The sequence below is a fragment of the Diaphorobacter sp. HDW4B genome (genome assembly GCF_011305535.1).
GTDB lineage: Bacteria > Pseudomonadota > Gammaproteobacteria > Burkholderiales > Burkholderiaceae_C > Diaphorobacter_A.
The window spans coordinates 964158-988281 of sequence record NZ_CP049905.1; the positions used below are offsets into that span (position 1 = coordinate 964158).

Sequence of the window (24124 nt, forward strand, 5' to 3'; positions counted from 1 at the left end):
CGCCCGGCGGGAGGGCCTCTCCCAGTCAGCCCACCTTGCCCGCAAACTGCTCTGGCGCTTTCGCAAGATGGCGCAGATTCACCTTCAAGTCGCCCAGCACCGACGCGGGAATGGCAGCCTTCTTGGCGATCAGCTCCTTGGCAGGACGCATTTCGCGCCCTTGATTGACGGTGATGGCACCAACGACAACACCCTTGAGCAAGCCCCAAGCCATGAACGAGGCCTCTTTGACGCTCCCTCGAACCACCCAGTCCGGAGCCTGCATGTCACCGGAAAATTGCAGATTCATGCCACATTGATCCGTCCAGAACCAAGGCACTGTCGCAGGCGCTGGTTCCAAATTCAAGATTGTGCGAGCGGCAATCATGGCTTGTGTGTTGGCGTTCTCCCACGTCTCCAATCGAATGGGCGTGCCGGACGTGCCCACTGTAATTGCGACATCGCCTGCAGCCAGAATTTCAGGGCGAGAGGTCTGGCAAAGTGCATTCACAACCACCGCGCCGTTCAGGAGTTCGATACCCGCGCTGCGCGCCAGCGCGTCGTTCACGACAGCGCCCACACCGTAGACCAGCAGATCGCCCTCCAACACGGTGCCATCCGTCAAATTCAGAACGATGCCGTTGCCATTGTCTTGCGCTGCATCGACAGACACTCCAAGGTGGAATCGCACACCCCAAGACTCATGTGCCTGTTTCAGCACATCGCTGACAAGTTCTGGCGCATTGCGGGACATGATGCGCGGGGCCTGATCCACCAGATCCACACTCAAGCCCAAGTCGATCAAGCTGGACGCCAATTCCAACCCGATAACCCCCGCCCCGACCAAAATGGCTTTTGCTCCGCGAACGAGCTGTGATTGAAGGCGTTGTGCATCGGCAATCGAGCGCAGGGTATGCACGCGCGCACCCAGAGCGTCCAATTGCGGCAATCGGCGCGCGCGTGCGCCCGTGGCAAGAATCAAAAAGTCGTAGTCCAGTGAGGATCCATCGGACAGCACCACCTTGCGCTCATCGGCCACCACGTTCGTGACTGACGTGTCCAGCCGCAGTTGGACATGGATGGACGCATAGTGACTCGGTTCCCGAATCAGAATCCGCGTGTCGTCTGGGTGCAGCAGCGCATCCTTGGACAACGGTGGTCGCTCATAAGGAGCCTCGGCTTCATCTCCGATCAGGGTGATGGAGCCGACATGCCCCAGTTCGCGCAATGCCATCGCCGCCATGGCACCAGCCTGCCCCGCGCCGACGATGACCACGCGAGAGTTGAATGAATCGCTCATCGAGAAAACTCCAGAGGTTCCACAGAACGCAGTCGGCGCTTCACAGTCCAAGACCACCGGCAACGTGGCGAATCCCACGAATGCCGAGCCCGGCATCGGCATTGATCATCACGCCGCTGAGCGTCTGATTGTTCTGACGCGAAGCGAGCAGCACAAACGGTCCCACGAACTCTTCGGGAGACGGAAAGAATTGCAGCGGCAAGATCGCCTTGATCGCATCGGGCGAGCGCGAGTCCATGATGCGCGTGTCCTGCTGGCCCAGCGCCTGCGGGCCGCGAAGATCGGTGTTCATGCCGCAGGGGCCGACGCCGTTGACGCGCACCTTGGGTGCCAGCTCATACGCAAGCTGGCGTATCAAACCCACCGTCGCATGCTTGCTCGCGGTATACAACGGGCCGCCGCCGCCCGGATAGAACGACGAGTTGGACATTGTGAAAATCATGCTGCCGGAACTTTTCACCAGCTCCGGTGCAGCGGCCTTCGCGCCCAGCAGGTAGCCCTTGACGTTCACCGCGAACAACTCATCGAATCCGGCAGAGAACGACGTTGCATCCGTGTCCAGCAGACTCGCACCGTGGTCCCAGACCGCTGCGTTTCCGATGAAGCAATCCAGCCGGCCAAAGCGATCCACGCTCATTGAAACGGCCTTGGCGTTGTCCTGCGGGTTTCGCACATCACCTTGCACGGCGATCACGGAGTCACCGAATCGGCGACGCAAGTCTTCGCATTTTTCGGGTGAACGCTCCAGCACGGCCATGCGCGCGCCTTCTTTCAGAAAGCGCTCGACGATGGCCCAGCCCAAGCCGGAGCCTCCGCCTGTGATGAGAACGACCTGCTGTTCAAGCCAACCACTCATGACGCAGCCTCCAGCGTCAAGCAGACCTTGCCCTCGACGATCGACACCGGATAGGTCTGAATCGCCTCCGTGGCGGGCTGGCACAGCGGCACGCCCGTGCGCACGCAAAAGCGTGCCGCATGCAGCGGGCATTCGACCGTGCCGTCGTCTTCGACATAGCCTTCGGACATCGACGCATTGCCGTGGCTGCAACGATCATTCACGGCGAAGAACTCGCCAGCGATGTTGAACAACGCAATCTGCAAGCCATTCGCGTCCACCTTAAACGCCTCGCCTTCGCCCAGCGTGCCGACATCACAAGCAACAACAGTGATCACTTTTTCCTCGTCTTTCGATGCTTCCATGTCAGAACAGCACGCTCAGGTTGTGGGATGTGATCACGACCTGATCCAAGGTGATGTCGCGGTAGTGAATCTGCCAACCATGCTTGCCCTCGACGCGGCGAAGCCGGTCCACGCGCTTGCCGATGTAGGTCGTCACATCCCGCTCTTTCTGCGAACGCTGCAGCACGTAGTTGCAGCGCACCTCATACCCATCACCGTCGGCAGCTTCGCGAATGCGCAGGTTGGTGATCAGATGCCGCGTGCGCGATGGTGGCTCCTCGGCCCAGGCCATGCCGGTTTCGAGACGCGCCACGCGCCGCTCGAGCTGGTACCAGGTTTCGTTGAAGATCCATGTGGTCGGCGGCTGAACGCTGCGCCGCCGGTCGCGGGTCTGCGCGTTGGTGGTGCTGCGCATGAAGTAACGCACATCCGGCGCGACCACATCCAGCCACTCGCGAAACTTCCAGTCGTCCAGAAGCTCGGCCTCCAGATAGAGAAAATCGCTGATCTCGTGGTGCAGCGTGGGGCTCACCAAAGCGCCTTCGCTGGCCACGGTTTCCATGACGGCTGCGTTCATTTGACCAACTCCTGTTCATAAGTCTGGCTTCTGTCCTGCACCTCCGCCCATGTGTCGCAGACCAGCAGATCGACCCAGTGCTTGTAGAGTCCGCGCGCCGCTGTCTCCGAAAAGATGTAGTTGGTGATTCCCGGCATGTCTTCGCGTGTGCGCTCGTTGCCCAGGCCCATTTCAAGACACAGCTTGGTGGACCGTGCGACCTTGCCGCGCAGCACCTTTTGAATCTCGGCCCAGTTCTCCGAATCGTCTTGCTCCAAGAAGCCAGCCGGTCCGAACGCCCGCGTCTCGCTGCGCTCGAAGGCCTGCTTGACGTCCTCGGGTGCATCCTTGTCGGCTATGCAGAAATTCCAGACCTCCACCTCATTCGGACCACGCGGATGCCACACACGCAACGTCGCCGTGCCGTTGAGCCAGCTCATCGTGGGGAACATGTTGTTGTGACCGGCAAGCCGCAGTGCGCGAACCTCCCCGAGGCGCTCACGGGCTTCTTCAAATGTGTCGCGAAAGTACTGCGACACCTCGCCATCCACCCACACGTTCGCGTCCGGGCGCTCGGTGAAGAAGAAGCCGCTGCCATGGCCGCGCTCGCCGTACTGCACTGCATCCTTGGCGGTCTCCCATACCGGACGGGCGGTCTGCCCTGCCCCGAGCGGACGCCCATCCGCATCCGGCTTTGCACCCAGTACCTGCACCGCCGATGCGTGCGAAAACAAAGCGTGATATTGATCGGACGCGAACTGCTCCGCCGGGAATTTCCAGTTGCAGTGGATGACCCACTTCTGCACCCCGCCAATGATTTCGGTGCCCCCGGCGCGGCGGTCGAGCACGCCATCCAGATACCAGGCGATGCCGCCCATGTAGTCTTCCAGCTCCGGTGCTTCGGCATCCCAGTTTCCGAAGATCAGGCCCTTGTACTCACGCACGCGCGTCACTTCGCGCAAGCCCCATTTGTCCTTGCTCAGTCCCTGCGGATAGGCCTTGGGCTCCAGCGGCACATCGACCAGCGCGCCGTTCACGCCGTAGCTCCAGCCGTGATACGGACAGGTGAACGCCTTGGTGTTGCCACTGTCGGCATGCGACACGCGCATCGAGCGGTGACGGCACTGGTTCAGGAAGGCCTTGATCGAACCATCCTTTTGCCGCACGACGATGATCGGATCCTCACCCATGTAGGTGTTGAAGAAATCGCCCGCCTTGGGAATCTGACTGACGTGGCACAGAAACAGCCAGGTCCGTCCAAAGATGCGCTCCAGCTCCAACTCGTAGAGCTCGGCATCGGAATAAATGCGTGGATTGATGCGGCCTCTCTGCGCATCGACCATCCCTTCGATGTCCTGTGCACTGATCGTCATGGTGTCTCCTCATTGGTGGGCTCCGGGCCCGGGATTTCAGTCCGTGGATGATAGAAATTCATCCCTTTTGGGTGAAATACTTTGTGCCTCTTTCACCATCGGAAATCCCGATCAATGCATCGAAAACCTCTCATCGAAATCAACACAAACCGTTGATGCCGATGGAAGAATGGAGCCCCCGGACGAGGAGCAAGATCGGTGGTACCGATGCATATGGAAATGAAAAACGACAAAGAGACAAGACAGTGTGTGCAGCACTTTGGCAAGGTGTGCTGATGGAGTTTCGCCGTTTGCGCTACTTCGTTGCCGTCGCCGAAGAACTGAGCTTCACCCGCGCGGCCGAGCGCCTGTACACCTCGCAGCCTTCGCTGAGCGAGCAGATTCGTTGCCTTGAAGAATCGCTCGGTCTGGTGCTGTTCATTCGCAGTCCGCGCAAGGTGGAATTGACCGAGGTGGGACGCATTTTTCTCGAAGAGGCTCGCCTCGTGCTGCGGCAAGTGGAATATGCGGTGGCCCGCGCCCAGTCGGCAGGCGAAAAGGCCAGAGAGAGCCTGACCATTGGTTTCGTCCCGTCGGCCGAGGTGCAGATCTTCCCCGTCGTGATTCCCGCGCTGCGGCTGCAGCATCCCAATGTGCAACTGATCCTCAAGAGCCTCACGCCGCCAGAGCAGCAGGCCGCGCTGCACCATGGCGACATTGATGTGGCCTTCACCCGACCACCACTTCATTCCAAAACGATTCGCAGCGAAGTCATCCTGACCGAGACCCTGCGCGTCTTCATCCGCGAAGACCATGCACTCGCGTCCCTGTCCGGTGTCGTGCCTCTGGATCTGAACCATGTGCCTCATGTGAGCACCGATCCGTCCTACAGCGGCGCGTTGCGGCAGGTGACCGACGAATATCTCCAGCGCCATGAGGTGAGCGTCGGCGAGGTGCAAATCTCGTCCAACATCCTGACCAGCATGAATCTCGTCGCGGGCGGCTTCGGATTTGCGCTCCTGCCCGCCTATGCCGAAACCTTCAGCCCGCGCAATGTCGTGTCGCGACCGCTTCTCGGCACGGCCCCGACGATCGATCTCATCATGGCGCACGCCAAGGACGCCCATTCCGTGACTCCGGCGCTCACCACCCTGCTGGAACTGGTCCGCAACACTGTGCGGCGGCCTTCCTGACGCAGCACGAACGCCCAACAGGCCAACAGACAACCGCCCAGCCATCAAGTTTCAAGGCGGCTGGGTAGACTCTTGCCCTTCCCCCGTGCGGGAGCCAATTCCGGCCAGATTGCAAAACGCGGCGAAAATCACCCCTTATCTGCCCTGGATGGCAGCACAAATTGCAAGCTACACACTATTGATGACTACCGCTGATCTTTCGTCGCACACGCCCATGATGGCGCAATATTTAGCGCTCAAGGCGGATCACCCCGACACACTGCTGTTCTACCGCATGGGCGACTTCTACGAAGTGTTCTACGCCGACGCCGAAAAGGCCGCGCGACTGCTGGACATCACGCTCACGCAGCGCGGACAGTCCGCCGGCGAGCCCGTGACCATGGCGGGTGTGCCGTTTCATGCGCTCGAAAACTACCTCGGCCGCCTCATCAAGATGGGTGAATCCGTCGCAATTGCCGAGCAGGTCGGCGAGGTCGGCGCGAGCAAAGGCCCGGTCGAGCGCAAGGTGGTGCGCGTGGTCACGCCCGGCACGTTGACCGACTCCGAACTGCTGTCCGACAAGAACGAGTCCCTGCTGCTGTCCGTGCACCAGGGACCGCGCGCCAAGGCCGGGCTGGCGTGGCTCAGCGTCACGCAGGGCGTGGTGCACATGGCCGAATGCACGCACGACGAGGTCGGCAGTTGGATTGCACGCATCGCGCCGAGCGAGGTGATCTACAGCGCGGGCGTGACGCAGCGCTTTGAAGAACAACTCGTCGCGTTGCGCCACAGCGGTGTGCTGACCTGCCCGCTGAGTCTGCGCCCTGATTGGCAGTTCGACAGCGCTCTGGGCGAGCGCAAACTGCTCGAACATCTCGGCGCGGCCAGCCTGCAGGCATGGAATGCCGAAGGTCTTCAACAAGCGCACGCAGCCGCAGCCGCATTGCTGACCTACGCCGAACACACCCAAGGCCGCGCCCTCACCCACGTGCACGGCGTGCGCGTGCAACGCAGTGGCGAACTCATCAACCTGCCCGCCACCACGCGCCGCAATCTGGAGCTGACCAAGACACTGCGCGGCGAAGATTCGCCCACGCTGTTCTCGCTGCTCGACACCTGCATGACCGGCATGGGCAGTCGCCTGCTCAAGACCTGGCTGCTCGAACCCAGCCGCGATCGCAGCGCCGCGCGGGATCGCCTGTCCGCCATCGGCGTGCTGCGCGGTTCCGGCGCGAGCAACAACAGTCCGTGGCAACTGCTGCGCGGCGAGCTCAAGGGCGTGTCCGATGTGGAGCGCATCACCGCGCGCATCGCCCTGCGCCAGGTGCGCCCGCGTGAACTCGTCGGTCTGGGCAAGACGTTGGAAAAATCGCTGTTGCTTTCCCAATTTCCGCGCGCGCCCGAGCCGTTTCTCGCACAGCTTTTCGATGATCTCGTTCCACCCACCGACTGCACGCAACTGCTGCGCGCGGCCATCATGGAAGAGCCTGCCGCGCTGGTGCGCGACGGCGGCGTGATCGCGAACGGCTTCGATGCCGAACTCGACGAACTGCGCGGCATTCAGAACAACTGCGACGACTTTCTGCTGCAACTCGAGACCAGCGAAAAGGAACGCACCGGCATTCCGAATTTGCGCGTGCAGTTCAACAAAGTGCATGGCTTCTACATCGAAGTCACGACCAGCTATCTGGACCGCGTGCCCGAGAACTACCGCCGCCGCCAGACGCTCAAGAACGCCGAGCGCTTCATCACGCCCGAACTCAAGACGTTCGAAGACAAGGCCCTGTCCGCGCAGGAACGCGGTCTGGCGCGCGAGAAGTTTCTGTATGAGCAGATCCTCGACCAATTGCAGACCCATGTGCCCGCGCTCACCCGTCTGGCTGGAGCGCTTGCCACCATCGACGCCTTGTGCGCGCTGACCGAGCGCTCGCTCACGCTGAACTGGTGCGCGCCGCAATTCGTGAACGAGCCCTGCATCGACATCGACGCAGGCCGTCACCCGGTGGTCGAAGCACGTCTTGCCGAAACTTCGTCCGGCGCGTTCATCCCCAACAACACGCGCCTGAACGCCAACTCGCGTATGCAGATCATCACCGGCCCGAACATGGGCGGTAAATCGACCTACATGCGCCAGGTCGCGCTGATCGTGCTGCTTGCCAGCATGGGCTCGTACGTGCCCGCAAGCGCCTGCCGCCTCGGCCCCATCGATGCGATCCACACGCGCATTGGCGCGGCGGACGATCTGGCCAATGCGCAATCGACCTTCATGCTGGAGATGACCGAAGCTGCGCAGATTCTGCACAGCGCCACGCCGCACTCGCTCGTGCTGATGGACGAAATTGGCCGCGGCACCAGCACCTTCGACGGCCTCGCGCTGGCCAGCGGCATCGCCACGCACCTGCACGACAAGACCAAGGCGTTCTCGCTGTTCGCCACGCACTACTTCGAACTCACCGAACTCTCCACACGCCACGGTCACGCCGTCAACGTGCACGTGGGCGCCACCGAGTCAGGCAACGACATCGTCTTCCTCCACGAAATCCAGCCCGGCCCCGCCAGCCGCAGCTACGGTATCCAGGTCGCCAAGCTCGCAGGCGTTCCCGCAGGCGTGATCAACCACGCACGCCACGCGCTCGACGCACTGGAAGCCCGCGCGGGCGAGGACGACACACAGGTCGATCTTTTCGCCCCACCGCCCGAGCCAGAACTGGCATCCATCAGCCAGGTCGAACAGGCACTCGGCAACATCAACCCCGACGCCCTGAGCCCGCGCGAGGCGTTGGACGCGCTCTATCAGCTCAAGCGGCTGCTGGCGTAAGTCCCCAGCATGTTGGCGGCAACCACCGCTACCATGCGCCCATGGACGACACGCAAGACACGCTCGTTGACGTCAACTCGCCGCAGGTGCCAGCAGGCATCCGCGCGCGCGTGCTTGCCTTGATGCAACCGGGCGATGAGTTGTGGCGCTGCCCTCGCAGGTCCGCACCACGTGGCCCGCTTGGCATTTTCGGCATCGGGCAACGCCATGTCGTCATCGAATGGTGGCTGACCGATGGACAAGGCGATCTGATCGACGCGTTCTGGGAAGAGTGAGCGACTCACCAAGCTCGCACCGTTCACGCAGTATTCGCGCATCTCACACCACAATCCGCGCATCCCGTCGCAAGCCCCTCGCGTCGCATCCACTCCAAGCCGAACATCCCGTCATCGCGATCACCGCATCGCCAGACAACAAGGATTCGGCCATGTCTCCGCTGATTGCTACCCACGCCCTGCTGGCCCTGTTCGCGCTCATGTGCGGCGGCGTCGCGCTCTGGGCACGCAGACAGGGTGCCGCACGCCCCACGTGGCATCGCGTCGCTGGGTATGGTTTTGTCATCAGCATGATCGGCACGGCCAGCACCGCGTTTTTCATCCGCTCGACCAGCGATTGGAGCTGGCACGGCTTCACTCCCATTCACCTGCTCATTCCACTGGCCGTCGCGGGCATCGCGCGTGCCTTCTGGTATCTGCGCCGCCGCAACTTCGTTGGGCACCGCCGCGTCATGCAGATGGTCTACATCGGCGGTTGCGTGGTCGCCGGACTGTTCACGCTGACTCCCGATCGAATCATCGGCCACTGGCTCTGGTCATCGCTGGGTGTGGTCTGAACACCCCGCTGATTCAACTCAATCACCGTCGCCAAGGAGCTTTCGACATGCAGCATTCGAGACACTATCCCGCCAACGATTTCGACACCATCGAGTACGAGGCACGCAAGCGCGCTGGAAGAAAGCTCGGCTGGTGCATCCACGCCGCGGTCTACCTGCTGGCCAATCTGGGCCTGATGAGCGTTGCGCTGCACCAAGGAAAACATTGGGCCGTGTTCCCCGCGTTGTTCTGGGGCATAGGTCTGCTCGCTCACGGCGCAAGCGTCTGGCTGCGCACTGCGCGCAGCGCATTCTGGAATCGCATGGTGCAACGCGAGCGCGAACGCCTGCTGCGCGAACAGCAACTCAAACAAGACGGCAACGCATCCACTCCGCACTGAACGGTCAAGCTAACATGCATGTCATGCAGCCCCCTCGCATCCACGTTGCCCCAGCGCTCGTCCCCATGCTTGCCCGCCACGGCGCGGCGACGGTGGCGGTCTGTCTGCTGATCACCTTGGTGCTGACCATGGCAGGCCCCAGCACCTGGGATGTGAACCTGGTGTACTCGCTTGCCATCGGCTTGCTGAGTTGGCTGGTCATCGAATTTGGCCGTCTGCGCTTTGCGCAAAGCGCCGAAGTGCCATGGCCGCACGGCTGGCGCGGGATCGCGGTCGTGTTGGTTGGTGTGCTGATCGGCTTCGGTGTGGGCTCGCTCATCGGGCAAAGCTACCAGCGCCATGCGCAACCGAACACGCAAGCCGACTACTTCGACGTCTGGCTGCTGCCCATGATCATCACCGCAGTCACCAGCACCCTCATGTCGTTTGTGTTCTACGTGATCGGCAAGTCGCGACAGTTGCAGTTGCAGGCCGCGCAGGCAGAAAAGCAAGCCGCCGAAGCGCACCTGGCGATGCTGCAAACGCAGTTGGAGCCACACATGCTGTTCAACACGCTGGCCAATCTGCGCGTGTTGATTGCCTCCGATCCCGAGCGCGCACAAACGATGCTCGACCACCTCATCGACTACCTGCGCGCCACGCTGGGCAATTCGCGCAACACAGAGCACGCGCTGCGCGACGAGTTTGCGCGTCTGCACGACTACCTCACGCTCATGCAGATCCGCATGGGCAAGCGGCTGACGTTCACACTGAATCTGCCTGACGCGCTGGCCGACATGCAAGTGCCGCCCATGCTGCTGCAGCCGCTGGTGGAGAACAGCATTCGCCATGGTCTGGAGTCGCAAATCCAAGGCGGAGACATTCAGGTGAGCGCACGCGAGATCAACGATGCTCAACTCGCTTTTGTGGAACTGACGGTCACCGACACCGGCTGCGGCATCTCGCCTCAAGCATCGATCCCGACGCCTGCCTCGTCAGAACGCTTCGGCACCACCCAAGTCCGCGAACGACTGACCACACGCTACGGGCAAGCCGCCAGATTCGAGCTGACATCCCGAGCGCCCGAGCCCGGAACGCTTGCGCGCATCGTCTTTCCCTTGAGTCGATCATGAGTCCATCCACTTCATCCGCACCGCGCGCATTGATTGCAGAAGACGAACCCTTGCTCGCCCAAAGCCTCCAACAGTCTCTGGCAAAGGCATGGCCCGAACTGCAAGTGGCAGGTATCGCCGAAGACGGCCTCAGCGCCGTGCAGATGGCGTTGAACATCAGGCCGGATGTGCTGCTTCTCGACATCCGCATGCCCGGCCAAAGCGGGCTTGATGCAGCTGCCGAAATCGCTGATGCATGGCCCGACCACACGCCCTTCCCCGCCATCGTCTTCGTCACCGCATACGACCAATACGCTGTACAGGCGTTTGAGGCGCAGGCCATGGACTACCTGCTCAAACCCGTCCAGCCAGCGCGACTGGCGCAGACCGTTCAGCGACTGCGTGCATGGTGGCAAACAAGGCAGAGCCATCAAACCACGGACCTGCTTGAACAGACGCTCCAGCAATTGCGGAAACTGCAAGGGCTGCCATCACCAACCCAACCAGTCAGCGCGCCGATTCGGATTCTTCAAGCCAGCGTCGGCAATCAACTGCATATGGTGCCGGTGCAGGACGTTGTCTATTTCGAGGCAGCCGACAAATACGTGCGCGTGCTCACCGCGAGCCATGAATACCTGCTGCGCACGCCGCTCAAGGAGCTGATTCCGCAGCTCGATGAACAGCGCTTCTGGCAAATCCATCGCGGCACCGTGGTGCGCGCTGCCAGCGTCGCGCAAGCCCAGCGCGACGAATCAGGCAAGCTCACATTGCTGCTGCGCGAGCGTCCTGAAAAATTGGCCGTAAGCCGTCTCTACGCCACACGCTTCAAGGCGATGTGAGCGTGAGCGTATCGTCCCAATCGACGCCATCCATCGCGTCCCAATGCGTGACGATCACGCAGCGCTTGGCCTCGCCAAAGCGCTCCATCTGGTCTTCGATGGTGAACTCGTTGAGCGTCTCCTGCACATAGCGCATGGAGGGTTTGTCGAGCGCCGCCAACGGCTCATCGATCAGCGTCAACGCCGTACCGCTGGCCCATGCCGCCGCCATCCAGAGCTTGCGCAGCGAGCCGGTGGACAGCGCCAGCAGCGGCTTGTGCATGTGTTCATCGAGCGCAAAGCCTTCCACATGGCGCTCGAAATCTGCATCGAGCCACTGCGGGTAATCCTTGGCGCAGCGGGCAATCCAGTCGCGGCAGGTCATCCTCAAATCCGCCTCGCTCAACTCGGTGCGCGGGTGCTGCCAGAACAGATCGCTCGGCTGCACCTTGCCACTCGCGTCGAGCAGATATTCGATACGACCAGCGCGCGACTTCAAGGCATCGGCCAGCGTGCACAGCAGCGCCGTCTTGCCCACGCCTTCATCGCCCCGCACCAGATGCAATCCGGCATGCCATTCGTGATCCGCGCAGATCAGTTCAGGGCCTGCAGAAAAGCCAAAGTGCAGCCCGCTGATGCGCAGCATGGTGGGCAAATTGGGCAAGTGGGTATCTCCGGCATTCATGTGGGTGGTCGCGAAGGTTGAGAGTTCGGGCGAAAATGCGAGAACCCGATTCTCCCTTACCTTTTCCTCTTCAAGTGACTGCTGTGCCCGCTCCATCTCTGGACTATCTGATTTTTGACTACAGCGAAGACGAAGAAGGCAACGGCACCTGGGATGCCATGGCCAGTGTTTCCGCTGCGCGTCTGTCTGCGCTGACGGCCGAAATCGCGTCCGTTCTGGCATGGGCCAACCGCGCCTTTCCCGGCCAGCGTGCGGCCATAGAGGATGGTGGCGATTGGGATTTCGATCTTCAGGCGCAGGACGATTCCGGCGATTCGCTGATTGCCGATGTCGATGCGCGAGCAGGCCATGTGCAGATCGCCGCAGCACCTGCCGGAAACACCAACGTCACGCTGACGATTTCAGGCAGCGCGGCTTTTGCGGATGCATTCCGCGAAGCCTTCAATCTGGACGCCGACTGAACAATCGCCCCATCCACAGTGACGCTCAGCGCACGGTGGTCGCACTCTCTTCCCAGCTCCCCGCCACGTTCTTGAGCAGCGTGTTCACCGCCGCCAGTCTGCGGTTGCGCACATCGATCAGATTGCGCTCGGCGCTCAACACCGAGGTCTGCGCGGTCAGCACATTCAAGTAGGCAACGATGCCTGCCTTGTACTGGTTGTTCGCCACGGTCAGCGCCTTGCGCGCGGCAGCAGCGGCTTCGGTCTGCACCTGCAATTCTCTGGTCAGCGAGTCCGCAATGACCAGGTTGTCTTCGACCTCCTGCAATGCGGTGATGACCGTTTGCCGGTAAGTGGCCGACGTCAGATCGAGTTGTGCGCGTGCCGATTCGACGGCTGCGCTGCGCGCACCTCCATCGAAAATCGCCAAGGCCAGTGCAGGACCCAACGACCAGAAAAGATTCGGCGCGCTGAGTAGATTCGACAATTCCGAAGCCCGATAACCCGTGCTGGCCGACAAGCTGAGCGACGGAAAATACGCGGCACGCGCCACGCCGATCTGCGCATTCGCTGCGGCCACGCTGCGTTCGGCAGCGGCAATGTCAGGGCGCTTTTCCAGCAATTGCGAAGCCAGCACGGCAGGCACTGCCGGAGGCGCGGGCAGCTCGGCCGATTCGGGCAAGCTGAACGTGGCAGGCACCTTGCCCAACAGCGCGGCGAGCGCATGCTCGTACTGCGCACGCGTGGATTGCGATTCGATCAGTTGGGCCTCGGTGCTTTTGTATTGCGATTCGGCCTGCGCCACATCCGCCGACGATGCCACGCCCGCCTTGTAGCGGTTCTTCGTGAGTTGCCAGCTTTGCTCGTAAGCCTCCAGCGTCTGCTTGAGCAGGCGCTGCGATGCCTCGGATGCGCGCAGTGAAAAATAGGTTTGCGCAACCGATGCTTCGAGCGACAGACGCGCGGCGGCCAGATCGTATTCGCTGGCTTGGGCATTGGCTTCGCTCGCGCTGACCTGACCTGCGACGCGGCCCCACAGATCGACCTCCCAGCTCGCATTCAAACCGAGCGAGTAGCTGTTGGCGATGGTGCCGCTACGCGCCACGGTTTCGCCCGTGGTCGAATCGGTGTAGTTGCCACCCGCAGACTTGGAACGCGTTCCGCTGCCGCTCGTGCCTATGGTCGGAAACAGCGAAGAGCGACTGCTGGCAACCGAGGCCTTGGCCGATCGCACACGCGCCGCCGCCTGCGCGAGCGTCTGGCTTCCCGCCTGCGCCTCGTCCTGCAACCGGTTGAGCGTGGTGTCGCCATACAGCGTCCACCACTGTGCGGGAACCGAGGCCGCGCCTGCATTGCGCGCGGGTTGCCACAGGCCGGATTCGGTGCTCAGCTTCGCGGCTTCCTTGAACTGATCGGGCACATCCAGCGATGGGCGTTGATAAGGCTCCTGTGTGGAGCAGCCTGCGAGCAGCAGCGCCACGGTCAGCAGGCTCAATGCAAACGGTTTGGTCATTCTTTTTGGATGGTGAATTTTCACGGTCGTTCATTCCCCCGTTTGAATCGCTGGTTGCGAGGAATGCACTGCGCCCGCACCGCGCAGCCATGCGGGACGGTGGGCCCAGCCGCGCACGACGCGATGGCGTGCACGCTCCAGCAGCACGTAGACAACCGGCGTGGTGTAGAGCGTGAGCAACTGGCTGACCAGCAGCCCGCCCACGATCGCAATGCCCAGAGGCTGGCGCAGCTCGGCACCATCGCCCCGTCCGAGCATCAACGGCAGCGCGCCGAAGATGGCCGCCATGCTGGTCATGAGAATCGGGCGCAGGCGCAGATCGCAGGCACGGTAGATGGCTTGCGCGGGCGTTGCGTGCCCGCCCTTTTCGCGCTCCAGCGCGAAGTCGATCATCATGATGGCGTTCTTCTTGACCAGCCCGATCAACAGAATCACGCCGATGAAGGCGATCAGCGAAAACTCGGTCTTGAACAGCATCAGCGCAAGCAGCGCGCCCACGCCCGCCGACGGCAACGTGGACAGAATCGTGAGCGGGTGCACGAGGTTTTCGTACAGGATGCCAAGCACCAGATAGATCGTGATGATGGCCGCGAGAATCAGCAGCGGCTGCCCGGCAAGCGCCTGCTGAAAAGCGCCCGCCGTGCCGCTGAAACTGCCGCGCACCGACACCGGCACACCCAGTTCCGCCACGGCCTTGCGGATCGCGTCGTTGGCCTGCGACAGCGACACATTGGGCGCGAGGCTGTAGCTCACCGTGCTGGCGGGCGTTCCGCCCTGATGGCTGACCGACAGCGGAGTGTTGGTCGTCGTGATCTTGGCGAATGAGGTGAGCGGCACCTGCTGCCCGTCCTTGTTCACGAAGAAGAATCCGCGCAGCGTCTCCGGGCTCTGCAGAAAGCGCGGCGCGGCCTCCATCACCACACGGTACTGGTTGAGCGGGTTGTAGATCACACCCACCTGCCGCTGACCGAATGCGTCGTTCAATGTCGCGTCGATCTGCGACATGGTCAGGCCGAGCTTGGATGCGGCATCGCGGTCCACGACCAACGAGGTCTGCATTCCGTAATCCTGCACGTCGCTGTTCACATCTTCCAATTCGGGCAGCGTGGAAAGCACCTGACGGATGCGTGGCTCCCATGTCCGCAGGTCCTGAATTTCGTCGGCCTGCAGCGTGTATTCATAAGAGCCCGCGCTCTGGCGACCGCCGATGCGGATGTCCGTTTGCTTGAACATGAACAGCCGCGCGCCGGGCTCGTTCTTGAGCTTTTCGCGCAGGCGGTTGATCACCTCGTCACTCGACACCTTGCGCTCGGCCAGCGGCTTGAGCGACATGAACATGTTGGCCGAATTGCGCTGGCCACCGCCGGTGAAACCGGTCACGTACTCCACCGCAGGGTCTTGCTGCACGATGTCCAGAAAGCGTTTGATGCGGCGTTCCATGGCCTGGAACGATGTCGCCTGATCCGCGCGGATGAAGCCCATCACGCGGCCTGTGTCCTGATCGGGGATGAAGCCTTTTTCGATCACGCGGTAGAGCTGCACGTTCAGCACGATCACGCCGAGCAGCACCAGAATCACCAGCGGTTGGTGACGCAGGCACCATGCCAGCGTCTTGCGATACACGCGCATGGAGCCGCGCTCCAATCGGCCGATGGCGGCGGAAAAACGGTCCCACGCGCGCATCCAACGGCCACGCGGTTTCGTCTGTTTTTCTTCCTCTTTGGGATCGCGCAGCAGCGCCGCGCACATCATTGGCGTGGTGGTGAGCGACACCAGCATGGACACCAGAATCGCCGCCGACATGACCACCGCAAACTCGCGAAAGAACCGCCCGACGATGCCGCCCATGAACATGATGGGAACGAACACGGCGATCAGCGAAATGCTCATCGACACCACGGTGAAGCCGATTTCGCGCGCACCATCGAGCGCCGCGCGCACGGCGGACTTGCCGCGTTCCATGTGGCGCATCACGTTCTCGACAACGACGATGGCGTCATCCACCACAAAGCCGGTCGCCACCGTGAGCGCCATCAGCGAGAGATTGTCGAGCGTGTAGCCGCACAGGTACATCACGCCGAACGTGCCCGTGAGCGAGACCGGCACGGCCACCGCCGGAATCACCGTCGCGCGCCATTTCCGCAGAAACAGGAACACCACCAGAATCACCAGCGCAATCGATATGACGAGCGAGCGTTCCACCTCCACCACCGACGCACGCAGCGTGGGCGTGCGGTCGGAGACGATGGTCAGATCGATGGCCGCCGGAATCGACGCCTTCAGTTGCGGCAGCAGCGCGCGCACGCGGGTCACGGCTTCGAGGATGTTGGAATCCGGCTGTTTGAACACCTGCAGCAAGATGGCGGGCTTGCCGTTCATGACGCCGTAGGTGCGCACATCCTGCACCGAGTCGCTCACGTCGGCCACATCGGACAGGCGAATCGCATTGCCTTCGGACCAGCGCAGCACCAGCGGCGCGTAGTCCGCCGCCACACGCGCCTGGTCGTTGGTCGCCACTTGCCAGTAGTGGTCTTCACGCTCGACCGCACCCAAGGGCCGGTTGGCGTTGGTGTTGGAAATCGCGGTGCGCACCGTCTCCAGCGACACGCCGTTTGCGGCAAGTCGGACAGGGTCCAGCTCCACACGCACGGCTGGCAATGCGCCGCCTTGAATCGATGCCTGCCCCACGCCTTCCACCTGCGAGAGCTTCTGCGCGAGCACGGTCGAGGCCGCGTCGTACATCTGCCCGCGCGTGAGCGAATCGGAGGTCAGCGCAATCATCAGAATCGGCGCATCGGCCGGGTTCACCTTGCGGTAGGTCGGATTGCTCGGCATGCCCGATGGCAGCAGCATGCGTGATGCGTTGATCGCTGCCTGCACATCGCGCGCCGCGCTGTCCACGGTGCGCGTCAAATCGAACTGCAAAGTGATGCGCGTGCTGCCGAGGCTGGAGCTCGACGTCATCTCGTTCACACCCGCAATCGCACCCAGCGCTCTTTCGAGCGGCGTGGCGACGGTTGCGGCCATGGTGTCAGGCGCTGCGCCGGGCAGGCTGGCGGTGACCGAGATCGTCGGATTGTCCACCTGCGGCAGCGGGGCGACCGGCAGCAGAAAGTACGAAATGCCACCCGCGAGCGCGAGGCCAATCGTCAGCAACATCGTGGCGATGGGCCTGAAGATGAACGGCGTCGACAGGCTGGACCAGCTCTTCATGGAGCTTCTCCCAAGCGGCGTTCTTCTTCCTCTTGCTCGGGATGGTGGAGCTTCACTGGCGGCAGACCGCGCTTGACACGCCAGCGCTCCACCCAGCCTTCAAACGTCAGATAGATCACCGGCGTAGTGAACAGCGTGAGCAACTGGCTGACGATCAAACCGCCCACCAAAGTCACGCCCAGCGGATGGCGCAGCTCGCTGCCCACGCCTGTGCCCAGCATCAGCGGCAAAGCGCCGAGCAAGGCCGCCAGCGTGGTCATCAGGATCGGACGAAAGCGCAGCAGACAGGCCTGGAAGATCGCATCGTGCGCGTTCTTGCCTTCCTCGCGTTGGGCCTCCAGCGCGAAGTCGATCATCATGATCGCGTTCTTCTTGACAATGCCGATCAGCAGCACGATGCCGATGATGGCGATGATGTCGAGATCGAGCCCGAACAGCAGCAACGCAAGCAACGCCCCCACTGCGGCAGACGGCAAGGTCGAGAGAATCGTGACCGGGTGGATGGTGCTTTCATACAGCACGCCCAGCACGATGTACATGGTGACAACCGCCGCGAGCACGAGCAGCAGCGTGCTCGACAAGGACGCCTGGAACGCAAGCGCCGCGCCCTGAAAGTTTGCATCGACCGAGAGAGGCAACCTGGCTTCGTCGCGCATGGTCTTCATCACGTCCTGCACCGCCTTCACCGCATGGCCCAGCGACACACCGGGCGCTGTGTTGAACGAGATCGTCGCGGCAGGCAGCTGCCCCACGTGGTTCACCGACAGCGCCATGCTGCGCTCTTCGATGGTGGCAACCGATGTGAGCGGCACCGGAGCACCAGCGGACGAAGCGACATAGATGGACTGCAGCGCTTCGGGCCCGATCTTGAATTGCGGGGCGACTTCCAGCACCACGCGATACTGATTCGACTGCGTGAAGATCGTGGAGATCAAGCGCTGACCAAACGCGTTGTACAACGCCGTGTCGATGCCCGACACCGTCACACCCAGACGACTGGCCTGCGCACGGTCGATCTTCACATAGGCCTGCTTGCCCTGGCTCTGCAGATCGGTGCTCACATCGAGCAACTGGCTCAGGCCCTGCATGCGTGTGACCAGTTCCTTGGTGCTCGAAGACAGCACATCCATGTCGGGCGAGGACAGCAGCAACTGGTACTGCGTGCGCGCCTGGCGGTCTTCGATGGTCAGGTCCTGCACGGGTTGCGCGAACAGGCGAATGCCCGGCACCTGATTGGCATCGTCGGACAGGCGGCGCACCACAGCCGCCACGCCATCACGCTGCGCATGCGGTTTCAGATCGATCAGCAGACGGCCCGTGTTGAGCGTGGTGTTCGTGCCGTCCACGCCGATGAACGACGAGATGGATTGCACGGCCGGGTCCTTGAGCAACTGATCGACCAGCGCCTGTTGACGCTCGCCCATCGCGGCAAACGAGATCGATTGATCGGCCTCGGTCGTCGCCTGAATCGTGCCGGTGTCCTGCTCGGGAAAGAAACCCTTGGGCACGGCAAAGTACAGCAACACGGTGACTGCGAGCGTCGCCAGAAAAACGATCCAGGTGAGGCCGCGATGATCGAGCACCCAGCTCAGCATGCGGCCGTATTTTTCGATCATGCCGTCGAAGAATCGACCCGTGGCGTTGTACAGGCGGCCATGGCTTTCTTCGGGCGTGTGCTTGAGCAGACGCGCGCAGAGCATGGGCGTCAACGTGAGCGAGACGATGGCCGAGATCAGGATGGACACGGCCATGGTGATCGCGAATTCGTGGAACAGACGCCCCACCACATCGCCCATGAACAGCAACGGAATCAGCACCGCGATCAGCGAGATCGTCAGCGAGATGATGGTGAAGCCGATCTGCTTGGCGCCCTTGAGCGCGGCCTGCATGGGTGGCTCACCCTTCTCCACATAGCGTGCGATGTTCTCGATCATCACGATGGCGTCGTCCACCACAAAGCCGGTGGAAATCGTGAGCGCCATGAGCGTCAAATTGTTGATCGAAAAGCCCGCGAGATACATCACGCCGAAGGTGCCGACCAGCGACAGCGGCACGGCAAAGCTCGGAATCAACGTGGCCGATGCGCTGCGCAGAAAAACGAAAATCACCGCCACCACCAGTGCAATCGCGAGGAACAATTCCACCTGCATGTCCTCGACCGATGCGCGGATCGTCACCGTGCGGTCGGTGAGGATCTGCACGTCGAGCGATGCGGGCAAGGTTTCCTTCAACTGCGGCAGCAGCGCCTTGATCGCATCGACGGTCTGGATCACGTTCGCGCCGGGCTGGCGACGGATGTTGAGAATCACCCCGGCTTGCGCGCCCTGCTCGGGATTCGCGGCCCATGCGGCGAGACGCGTGTTCTCGGCCTCGTCCACCGTGTTCGCCACATCGGACAGACGAATCGGGTTGCCATTCTTGAACGCGATGACGAGATTGCGGTACTCCGATGCGGATTGAAGCTGGTCGTTCGCATCGATGGTCGATGCGCGGTCCGGCCCGTCGAAGCCGCCCTTCGCGCCCTTCACGTTGGCGGCGGCAATGGCGGAGCGCACATCTTCCAGCGTCATGCCGTAACTGGCCAGCGCCGTGGGATTGGCCTGAATGCGAACCGCAGGACGACGCCCGCCCGCAATCGCCACCAGCCCCACGCCCTTGACCTGCGAGAGCTTGGGCGCAAGGCGGTTCTCGACCAGATCATTGACGCGGATGACGGGCAGCGACGGCGAGGTGATGGCAAGCGTGAGAATCGGCGCATCCGCCGGATTGACCTTGCTGTAGGTCGGCGGCATGGGCAGGTCGCTGGGCAGCAGGTTCGAACCTGCGTTGATGGCCGCTTGCACCTGCTGCTCGGCCACGTCCATCGACATGTCGAGCGAAAAACGCAGGCTGATGACCGACGCACCGCCCGAGCTGACGGACGACATCTGGTCGAGCCCCGGCATTTGCCCGAACTGGCGCTCCAGCGGCGCGGTGACGTTCGAGGTCATCACGTCCGGGCTCGCGCCGGGATAGAGCGTGGTGACTTCGATGGTGGGATAGTCGACCTGCGGCAGCGACGAAATCGGCAGCAGGCGGTAAGCCAGAACGCCCGAGATCAGCACCGCCACCATCAACAGAATGGTGGCAATGGGCCGCAGGATGAAGAGACGCGAGAGATTCATGTGGGCTGCCCGTTGTGGTGCTGGTGCTGCGTTGGTGGCCAGTGGCTACGCATCACCGGTTCAACGGCTGGCCGCAGATGCCGGCGCTGCGGCAGGCGCTTCATGCGATGCGCCACCAGCCCCACCACCACGCGGGCCGGATGCGCCGGATGCGCGCTCGCGCGGTGCGGAGGCTGCGCCTTCGGGGCCACTGGCACCACCACCTGCGGCATTGCGCTCCTCGCGCATTTTCTGGAAGAAGGCCTTGCGCTCTTCGGGCGTCATGTTCGCCACCTTGGCACGCACTTCGGGTGGCAGATTGCGCGGCATGCGCGGCGCACCGGCCGCGTTCTGCACGGCTTGATCCACCTGATTGACCTTGTCAGATGCAATGATGGAAACCTGCGCGCCTTCGCGCAGGCGGTCGATGCCGTCGGTCACCACGCGGTCGCCGGGCTGCAGATCACCACGCACGCTCACGCGGTCGCCATCGGTCACGCCCACGGTGATCTTGCGCTGGGTGACGGTGTTGTCATCCTTCACCAGATAGACGTAGTTGTTCTGCACCGCGGTAACGGGCACGGTGACCACGTTTTCCAGCAGGTTGACCTGCAGCTTCACGTTGACAAACTGGTTGGCGAACAGCTTGGCGTCCGCGTTGTCGAACGCTGCCTTGGCCTTGACCGTGCCGGTGGTCGTGTCGATGGTGTTGTCGAGCGCGTTCAGCTTGCCTTTGGCGAGCATCTGTTTCTGGTCGCGGTCCCACAGCTCGACCGGCAAATCCTGCTTGTCGGCGATGCGGCGCGACAGCGTGCTCACATGCGCCTCGGGCAGCGAGAACACCGCGTCGATGGGCTTGATCTGTGTGATCGTGACGAGGCCGTTGGCATCCGACGCGTTCACCACATTGCCCAGATCGGCCTGCCGCAAACCCAGCCTGCCGGAGATCGGCGCGGTCACTCGCGTGTAGCTCAGTTGCAGCTTGGCGGCGTCGACCTGCGCCTTGTCGGAGGCGACCGTGCCTTCATATTGACGCACCAGCGCGGCCTGCGTGTCGACCTGCTGGTTGGCGATCGAATCCTGCGCCTGCAATTCCTTGTAGCGCTGCAAGTCGAGCTGCGCGTTCTTCAACAGCGCCTGATCGCGCTGGTAAGTGCCCTGCACTTGGTCGAGGGTCGCCTGAAAGCTGCGTGGATCGATTTCTGCCAGCAACTGCCCGGCCTTCACATCGTCGCCTTCCTTGAAATGCAGCTTGATCAGCTCACCGCTCACCTTCGCCCGCACGACGGCCGTGGCACGCGCGCTCATGGTGCCGATGGCGTTGACCAGCACGCGCATGTCGCGCTGATCCACCACCCCCGCCGAAACCGGCTGCGCCTGCGATCCGCCCTGCGCGCCACGTGGTCCGCTGCGGGCTCCGGCAGCCCCACCGGCAGTAGGCGCACCCGCCGCCGCTGTGGATGTACCCGCCGCATTCTTCTTCTGATACAACCAGTACCCGCCCCCCGCCGCCAACGCGATGGCCGCCACGGCCACAATCAGCCCGGTTCGCGCTCGGCCCCTTGAAATCGACTGGGAACGGGCATATGGAACGTTGGATCGGGCTGGGAGTGGGCGATAGGGCATGTGTGCCTTGGTAGGTCGAATCTTGCCGAATGATAGCCACGCGCTGTAAACCATTGGTTAACCGACAGTTTCCCTTTTGTCAGCGCGGCAAACGTCCAAAGTGCGGGCCGACTACACTTGCGGTTTTCCGATTTTTATTTTCTGCACTGTTATGACGTACTGCGTCGCCATCAAGCTCAACGCCGGGCTGGTTTTTCTCTCCGATTCCCGCACCAACGCAGGCCTCGACCAGATCAGTTCCTTTCGCAAGATGATGGTCTATGAAAAGGTGGGCGACCGCTTCATGGTGCTGTTGTCCGCTGGCAACCTGAGCATTTCCCAGTCCGTGCGCGAAATCCTGCAGGTCACCAAGCTGCGCGCACACGACGATGAAGAGCCGATCACCATCTGGAACGCCACCAGCATGTTCGACGTGGCCCGCGTGCTGGGCGCCGCCGTGCGCCGCGTCTACGAACGCGACGGCGAGGCGCTGCAGCGTTCGGGCGTGGACTTCAACGTCTCGATGATCATCGGCGGCCAGATTCAGGGCGAAGGCATGCGCCTGTTCCAGGTCTATTCCGCAGGCAACTTCATCGAAGCCACGGCCGAGACCGCCTACTTCCAGGTGGGCGAATCCAAATACGGCAAGCCCGTGCTCGACCGCGTGATCACGCCGGAAACTCCACTCGACGAAGCCGCCAAATGCGCGCTGGTGTCGATGGACAGCACCTTGAAGTCCAACCTCTCGGTCGGCCTGCCGCTCGATCTGGTGGTCTACGAAGAAGGCACGTTCTCGTCGGACAAAATTGTTTGCATTGACGAATACAACCCCTACTTCCGCATGGTCCACGAGACTTGGGGGCAGCGCCTGCGCCAAGTGTTCGACAGCATAGAAGACCCGGCTTGGCACGGCGGCGTCACCGAGGTGCCGATCCGCGTCGATCCCCATCGCAACCGTCACCTCAAGAAGATCACCAGCCCCGACGAAAAGCTGATTTGAGCCCCATGCCATCCTCCAAACCGGTCATCGTCTTCGCGCACGGCAACAGCTTTCCCGGCAGCACCTACAACGTGCTGCTGAACGACCTGCGCCAGCGCGGCTTCGACGTGAGTGCGGTGGACCGCTTCGGCCACGAGGAGCGCTACCAGGTCACCAATAACTGGCCCAATCTGGTCCAGCAACTGGCCGACTTCGCCACCGAACAGGTCGAGCGCACAAGCCAGAAGGTCTACCTGGTTGGTCACTCGCTGGGCGGCATCCTGAGCCTCATGGCAGCAGCGCGCCACCCGCACCTCGCATGCGGCGTGCTGCTCATCGACTCCCCCATCATCAGCGGCTGGCGCGCCAACGCGCTCGACGTGGTCAAGCGCACGCAGATGGTCGGCTCCCTCTCCCCAGGAAAAATCAGCCGCGCCCGCCGCAACACCTGGGCCAGCACACAGGAAGCCTTCGACCACTTCCGGAGCAAAAAAGCCTTCGCCCGCTGGGACGAACGCGTGCTGCGCGACTATGTGGAACACGGCTTGGTGGACAGCGCAGGCAAACGCGTTCTGGCATTCGACCGCGCCGTGGAAACAGCGATCTACAACACGCTCCCCCACAACCTTGCCCCCATGCTCAGAAGGCACCCGCTGCAATGCCCAGCCGCTTTCATCGGCGGCCTGGAATCCGTGGAAATGCGTCAGGTCGGAATGACGCTCACCCAACGCGTCACCGAAGGCCGCATCATGATGATCGACGGCAGCCACCTGTTCCCGATGGAGCAACCCCACACCACTGCCGCAGCAGTGGAAGCGTCGCTACGCAATATCGCCGAAATCAGCAAGCGCCGCTAAAAAAGCATCTCGCGACGTCGCGAGATGCAGCACGAGCGAAGCAAAGTGCCGTAACCACCTCCCCCAAACTGACTTCCGGCGGTTGTCCGAGCGAAGCGCCTACGGCGCGAAGTCGAGTTCTGCCGGAGGTATTCAAAGCGATTTTTGGTGACTTTTTGGCGCAAGCAAAAAGTTACTGCCCCGCCGGGGGCAGTCCCGGCCTCCGCCCTTAA

20 protein-coding genes are annotated in these 24124 nt (G+C 62.3%); 10 read left to right on the top strand and 10 right to left on the bottom strand.

Going from position 1 to position 24124, the window contains the following annotated elements:
- Positions 1 to 25: 25 nt before the first annotated feature.
- The 5 genes from hcaD to hcaE are packed head-to-tail and all read right to left on the bottom strand — an operon-like array spanning position 26 to position 4387.
- Positions 26 to 1279, bottom strand: coding sequence for a 3-phenylpropionate/cinnamic acid dioxygenase ferredoxin--NAD(+) reductase subunit (gene hcaD / locus G7048_RS04595; RefSeq protein WP_166067008.1), 1254 nt, complete (start codon positions 1277 to 1279; stop codon positions 26 to 28).
- Between the two features lie 40 nt (positions 1280 to 1319).
- A complete protein-coding gene (gene hcaB / locus G7048_RS04600) occupies positions 1320 to 2135 on the bottom strand; it encodes a 3-phenylpropionate-dihydrodiol/cinnamic acid-dihydrodiol dehydrogenase (RefSeq protein ID WP_166067009.1) in 816 nt (271 codons plus the stop codon).
- On the bottom strand, positions 2132 to 2479 hold the full coding sequence (gene hcaC / locus G7048_RS04605; protein ID WP_166067010.1) for a 3-phenylpropionate/cinnamic acid dioxygenase ferredoxin subunit: 348 nt from the start codon (positions 2477 to 2479) through the stop codon (positions 2132 to 2134). The genes hcaB and hcaC overlap by 4 nt, the downstream gene beginning before the upstream one ends.
- A gap of 1 nt (position 2480) precedes the next feature.
- The gene (hcaF, locus tag G7048_RS04610) at positions 2481 to 3035 is read right to left on the bottom strand and encodes a 3-phenylpropionate/cinnamic acid dioxygenase subunit beta (protein ID WP_166067011.1); all 555 of its coding nucleotides are present in this window, start codon (positions 3033 to 3035) and stop codon (positions 2481 to 2483) included.
- Positions 3032 to 4387, bottom strand: coding sequence for a 3-phenylpropionate/cinnamic acid dioxygenase subunit alpha (gene hcaE / locus G7048_RS04615; protein WP_166067012.1), 1356 nt, complete (start codon positions 4385 to 4387; stop codon positions 3032 to 3034). The genes hcaF and hcaE overlap by 4 nt, the downstream gene beginning before the upstream one ends.
- Positions 4388 to 4632: 245 nt before the next feature.
- Here hcaE and G7048_RS04620 point away from each other — a divergent pair, with 245 nt between their 5' ends.
- From G7048_RS04620 to G7048_RS04650, 7 genes are all read left to right on the top strand, one after another.
- Positions 4633 to 5559, top strand: a complete 927-nt coding sequence (locus G7048_RS04620) for a LysR substrate-binding domain-containing protein (protein ID WP_166067013.1) — start codon at positions 4633 to 4635, stop codon at positions 5557 to 5559.
- A 181-nt stretch (positions 5560 to 5740) separates the two neighbouring features.
- Complete coding sequence (mutS, locus tag G7048_RS04625; RefSeq protein WP_166067014.1) at positions 5741 to 8356, top strand: DNA mismatch repair protein MutS; 2616 nt, start codon at positions 5741 to 5743, stop codon at positions 8354 to 8356.
- Positions 8357 to 8397: 41 nt separating this feature from the next.
- On the top strand, positions 8398 to 8631 hold the full coding sequence (locus tag G7048_RS04630) for a hypothetical protein (RefSeq protein WP_166067015.1): 234 nt from the start codon (positions 8398 to 8400) through the stop codon (positions 8629 to 8631).
- A 152-nt stretch (positions 8632 to 8783) separates the two neighbouring features.
- Complete coding sequence (locus G7048_RS04635) at positions 8784 to 9188, top strand: DUF2306 domain-containing protein (RefSeq protein WP_166067016.1); 405 nt, start codon at positions 8784 to 8786, stop codon at positions 9186 to 9188.
- 47 nt (positions 9189 to 9235) lie between these two features.
- The gene (locus G7048_RS04640) at positions 9236 to 9568 is read left to right on the top strand and encodes a 2TM domain-containing protein (RefSeq protein ID WP_166067018.1); all 333 of its coding nucleotides are present in this window, start codon (positions 9236 to 9238) and stop codon (positions 9566 to 9568) included.
- Positions 9569 to 9591: 23 nt separating this feature from the next.
- A complete protein-coding gene (locus tag G7048_RS04645) occupies positions 9592 to 10680 on the top strand; it encodes a sensor histidine kinase (RefSeq protein WP_166067019.1) in 1089 nt (362 codons plus the stop codon).
- Positions 10677 to 11498, top strand: coding sequence for a LytTR family DNA-binding domain-containing protein (locus G7048_RS04650; protein WP_166067020.1), 822 nt, complete (start codon positions 10677 to 10679; stop codon positions 11496 to 11498). Before G7048_RS04645 ends, G7048_RS04650 begins: the two co-directional genes overlap by 4 nt.
- Here G7048_RS04650 and G7048_RS04655 read toward each other — a convergent pair.
- A complete protein-coding gene (locus tag G7048_RS04655) occupies positions 11485 to 12141 on the bottom strand; it encodes an ATP-binding cassette domain-containing protein (protein ID WP_240933168.1) in 657 nt (218 codons plus the stop codon). The genes G7048_RS04650 and G7048_RS04655 overlap by 14 nt on opposite strands.
- A gap of 104 nt (positions 12142 to 12245) precedes the next feature.
- On the opposite strand from G7048_RS04655, the gene G7048_RS04660 reads away from it, so the two are divergent.
- Complete coding sequence (locus G7048_RS04660) at positions 12246 to 12623, top strand: hypothetical protein (protein WP_371747633.1); 378 nt, start codon at positions 12246 to 12248, stop codon at positions 12621 to 12623.
- 25 nt (positions 12624 to 12648) lie between these two features.
- On the opposite strand, the gene G7048_RS04665 is transcribed toward G7048_RS04660, so the two are convergent.
- Genes G7048_RS04665 through G7048_RS04680 form a run of 4 tightly spaced genes read right to left on the bottom strand, consistent with a single transcriptional unit; the run spans position 12649 to position 22097 of the window.
- On the bottom strand, positions 12649 to 14115 hold the full coding sequence (locus G7048_RS04665) for an efflux transporter outer membrane subunit (RefSeq protein ID WP_166067022.1): 1467 nt from the start codon (positions 14113 to 14115) through the stop codon (positions 12649 to 12651).
- Between the two features lie 30 nt (positions 14116 to 14145).
- On the bottom strand, positions 14146 to 17328 hold the full coding sequence (locus tag G7048_RS04670) for a multidrug efflux RND transporter permease subunit (RefSeq protein WP_166067023.1): 3183 nt from the start codon (positions 17326 to 17328) through the stop codon (positions 14146 to 14148).
- Complete coding sequence (locus G7048_RS04675) at positions 17325 to 20492, bottom strand: multidrug efflux RND transporter permease subunit (RefSeq protein ID WP_166067024.1); 3168 nt, start codon at positions 20490 to 20492, stop codon at positions 17325 to 17327. Before G7048_RS04675 ends, G7048_RS04670 begins: the two co-directional genes overlap by 4 nt.
- 60 nt (positions 20493 to 20552) lie before the next feature.
- Entirely contained in the window at positions 20553 to 22097 is a 1545-nt protein-coding gene (locus tag G7048_RS04680) for an MdtA/MuxA family multidrug efflux RND transporter periplasmic adaptor subunit (RefSeq protein ID WP_166067025.1), read from the bottom strand.
- Between the two features lie 151 nt (positions 22098 to 22248).
- Here G7048_RS04680 and G7048_RS04685 point away from each other — a divergent pair, with 151 nt between their 5' ends.
- Together G7048_RS04685 and G7048_RS04690 are read left to right on the top strand one after the other, a co-directional pair.
- Positions 22249 to 23076, top strand: a complete 828-nt coding sequence (locus G7048_RS04685; protein WP_166067026.1) for a proteasome-type protease — start codon at positions 22249 to 22251, stop codon at positions 23074 to 23076.
- Between the two features lie 5 nt (positions 23077 to 23081).
- Positions 23082 to 23912: an alpha/beta fold hydrolase gene (locus tag G7048_RS04690; RefSeq protein ID WP_166067027.1), complete on the top strand. Its 831-nt coding sequence runs from the start codon at positions 23082 to 23084 to the stop codon at positions 23910 to 23912.
- The last annotated feature ends 212 nt before the right edge of the window (positions 23913 to 24124 follow it).

Excerpts from the sequence above, each read along its gene's own strand:
- hcaB (WP_166067009.1), bottom strand. The coding sequence starts at position 2,135 with ATGAGTGGTTGGCTTGAACAGCAGGTCGTTCTCATCACAGGCGGAGGC.
- G7048_RS04675 (WP_166067024.1), bottom strand. The coding sequence starts at position 20,492 with ATGAATCTCTCGCGTCTCTTCATCCTGCGGCCCATTGCCACCATTCTG.
- hcaE (WP_166067012.1), bottom strand. The coding sequence starts at position 4,387 with ATGACGATCAGTGCACAGGACATCGAAGGGATGGTCGATGCGCAGAGA.
- G7048_RS04645 (WP_166067019.1), top strand. The coding sequence starts at position 9,592 with ATGCAGCCCCCTCGCATCCACGTTGCCCCAGCGCTCGTCCCCATGCTT.
- mutS (WP_166067014.1), top strand. The coding sequence starts at position 5,741 with ATGACTACCGCTGATCTTTCGTCGCACACGCCCATGATGGCGCAATAT.
- G7048_RS04630 (WP_166067015.1), top strand. The coding sequence starts at position 8,398 with ATGGACGACACGCAAGACACGCTCGTTGACGTCAACTCGCCGCAGGTG.
- G7048_RS04665 (WP_166067022.1), bottom strand. The coding sequence starts at position 14,115 with ATGACCAAACCGTTTGCATTGAGCCTGCTGACCGTGGCGCTGCTGCTC.
- hcaD (WP_166067008.1), bottom strand. The coding sequence starts at position 1,279 with ATGAGCGATTCATTCAACTCTCGCGTGGTCATCGTCGGCGCGGGGCAG.
- hcaF (WP_166067011.1), bottom strand. The coding sequence starts at position 3,035 with ATGAACGCAGCCGTCATGGAAACCGTGGCCAGCGAAGGCGCTTTGGTG.
- G7048_RS04690 (WP_166067027.1), top strand. The coding sequence starts at position 23,082 with ATGCCATCCTCCAAACCGGTCATCGTCTTCGCGCACGGCAACAGCTTT.
- G7048_RS04685 (WP_166067026.1), top strand. The coding sequence starts at position 22,249 with ATGACGTACTGCGTCGCCATCAAGCTCAACGCCGGGCTGGTTTTTCTC.
- hcaC (WP_166067010.1), bottom strand. The coding sequence starts at position 2,479 with ATGGAAGCATCGAAAGACGAGGAAAAAGTGATCACTGTTGTTGCTTGT.
- G7048_RS04650 (WP_166067020.1), top strand. The coding sequence starts at position 10,677 with ATGAGTCCATCCACTTCATCCGCACCGCGCGCATTGATTGCAGAAGAC.
- G7048_RS04670 (WP_166067023.1), bottom strand. The coding sequence starts at position 17,328 with ATGAAGAGCTGGTCCAGCCTGTCGACGCCGTTCATCTTCAGGCCCATC.
- G7048_RS04635 (WP_166067016.1), top strand. The coding sequence starts at position 8,784 with ATGTCTCCGCTGATTGCTACCCACGCCCTGCTGGCCCTGTTCGCGCTC.
- G7048_RS04680 (WP_166067025.1), bottom strand. The coding sequence starts at position 22,097 with ATGCCCTATCGCCCACTCCCAGCCCGATCCAACGTTCCATATGCCCGT.
- G7048_RS04640 (WP_166067018.1), top strand. The coding sequence starts at position 9,236 with ATGCAGCATTCGAGACACTATCCCGCCAACGATTTCGACACCATCGAG.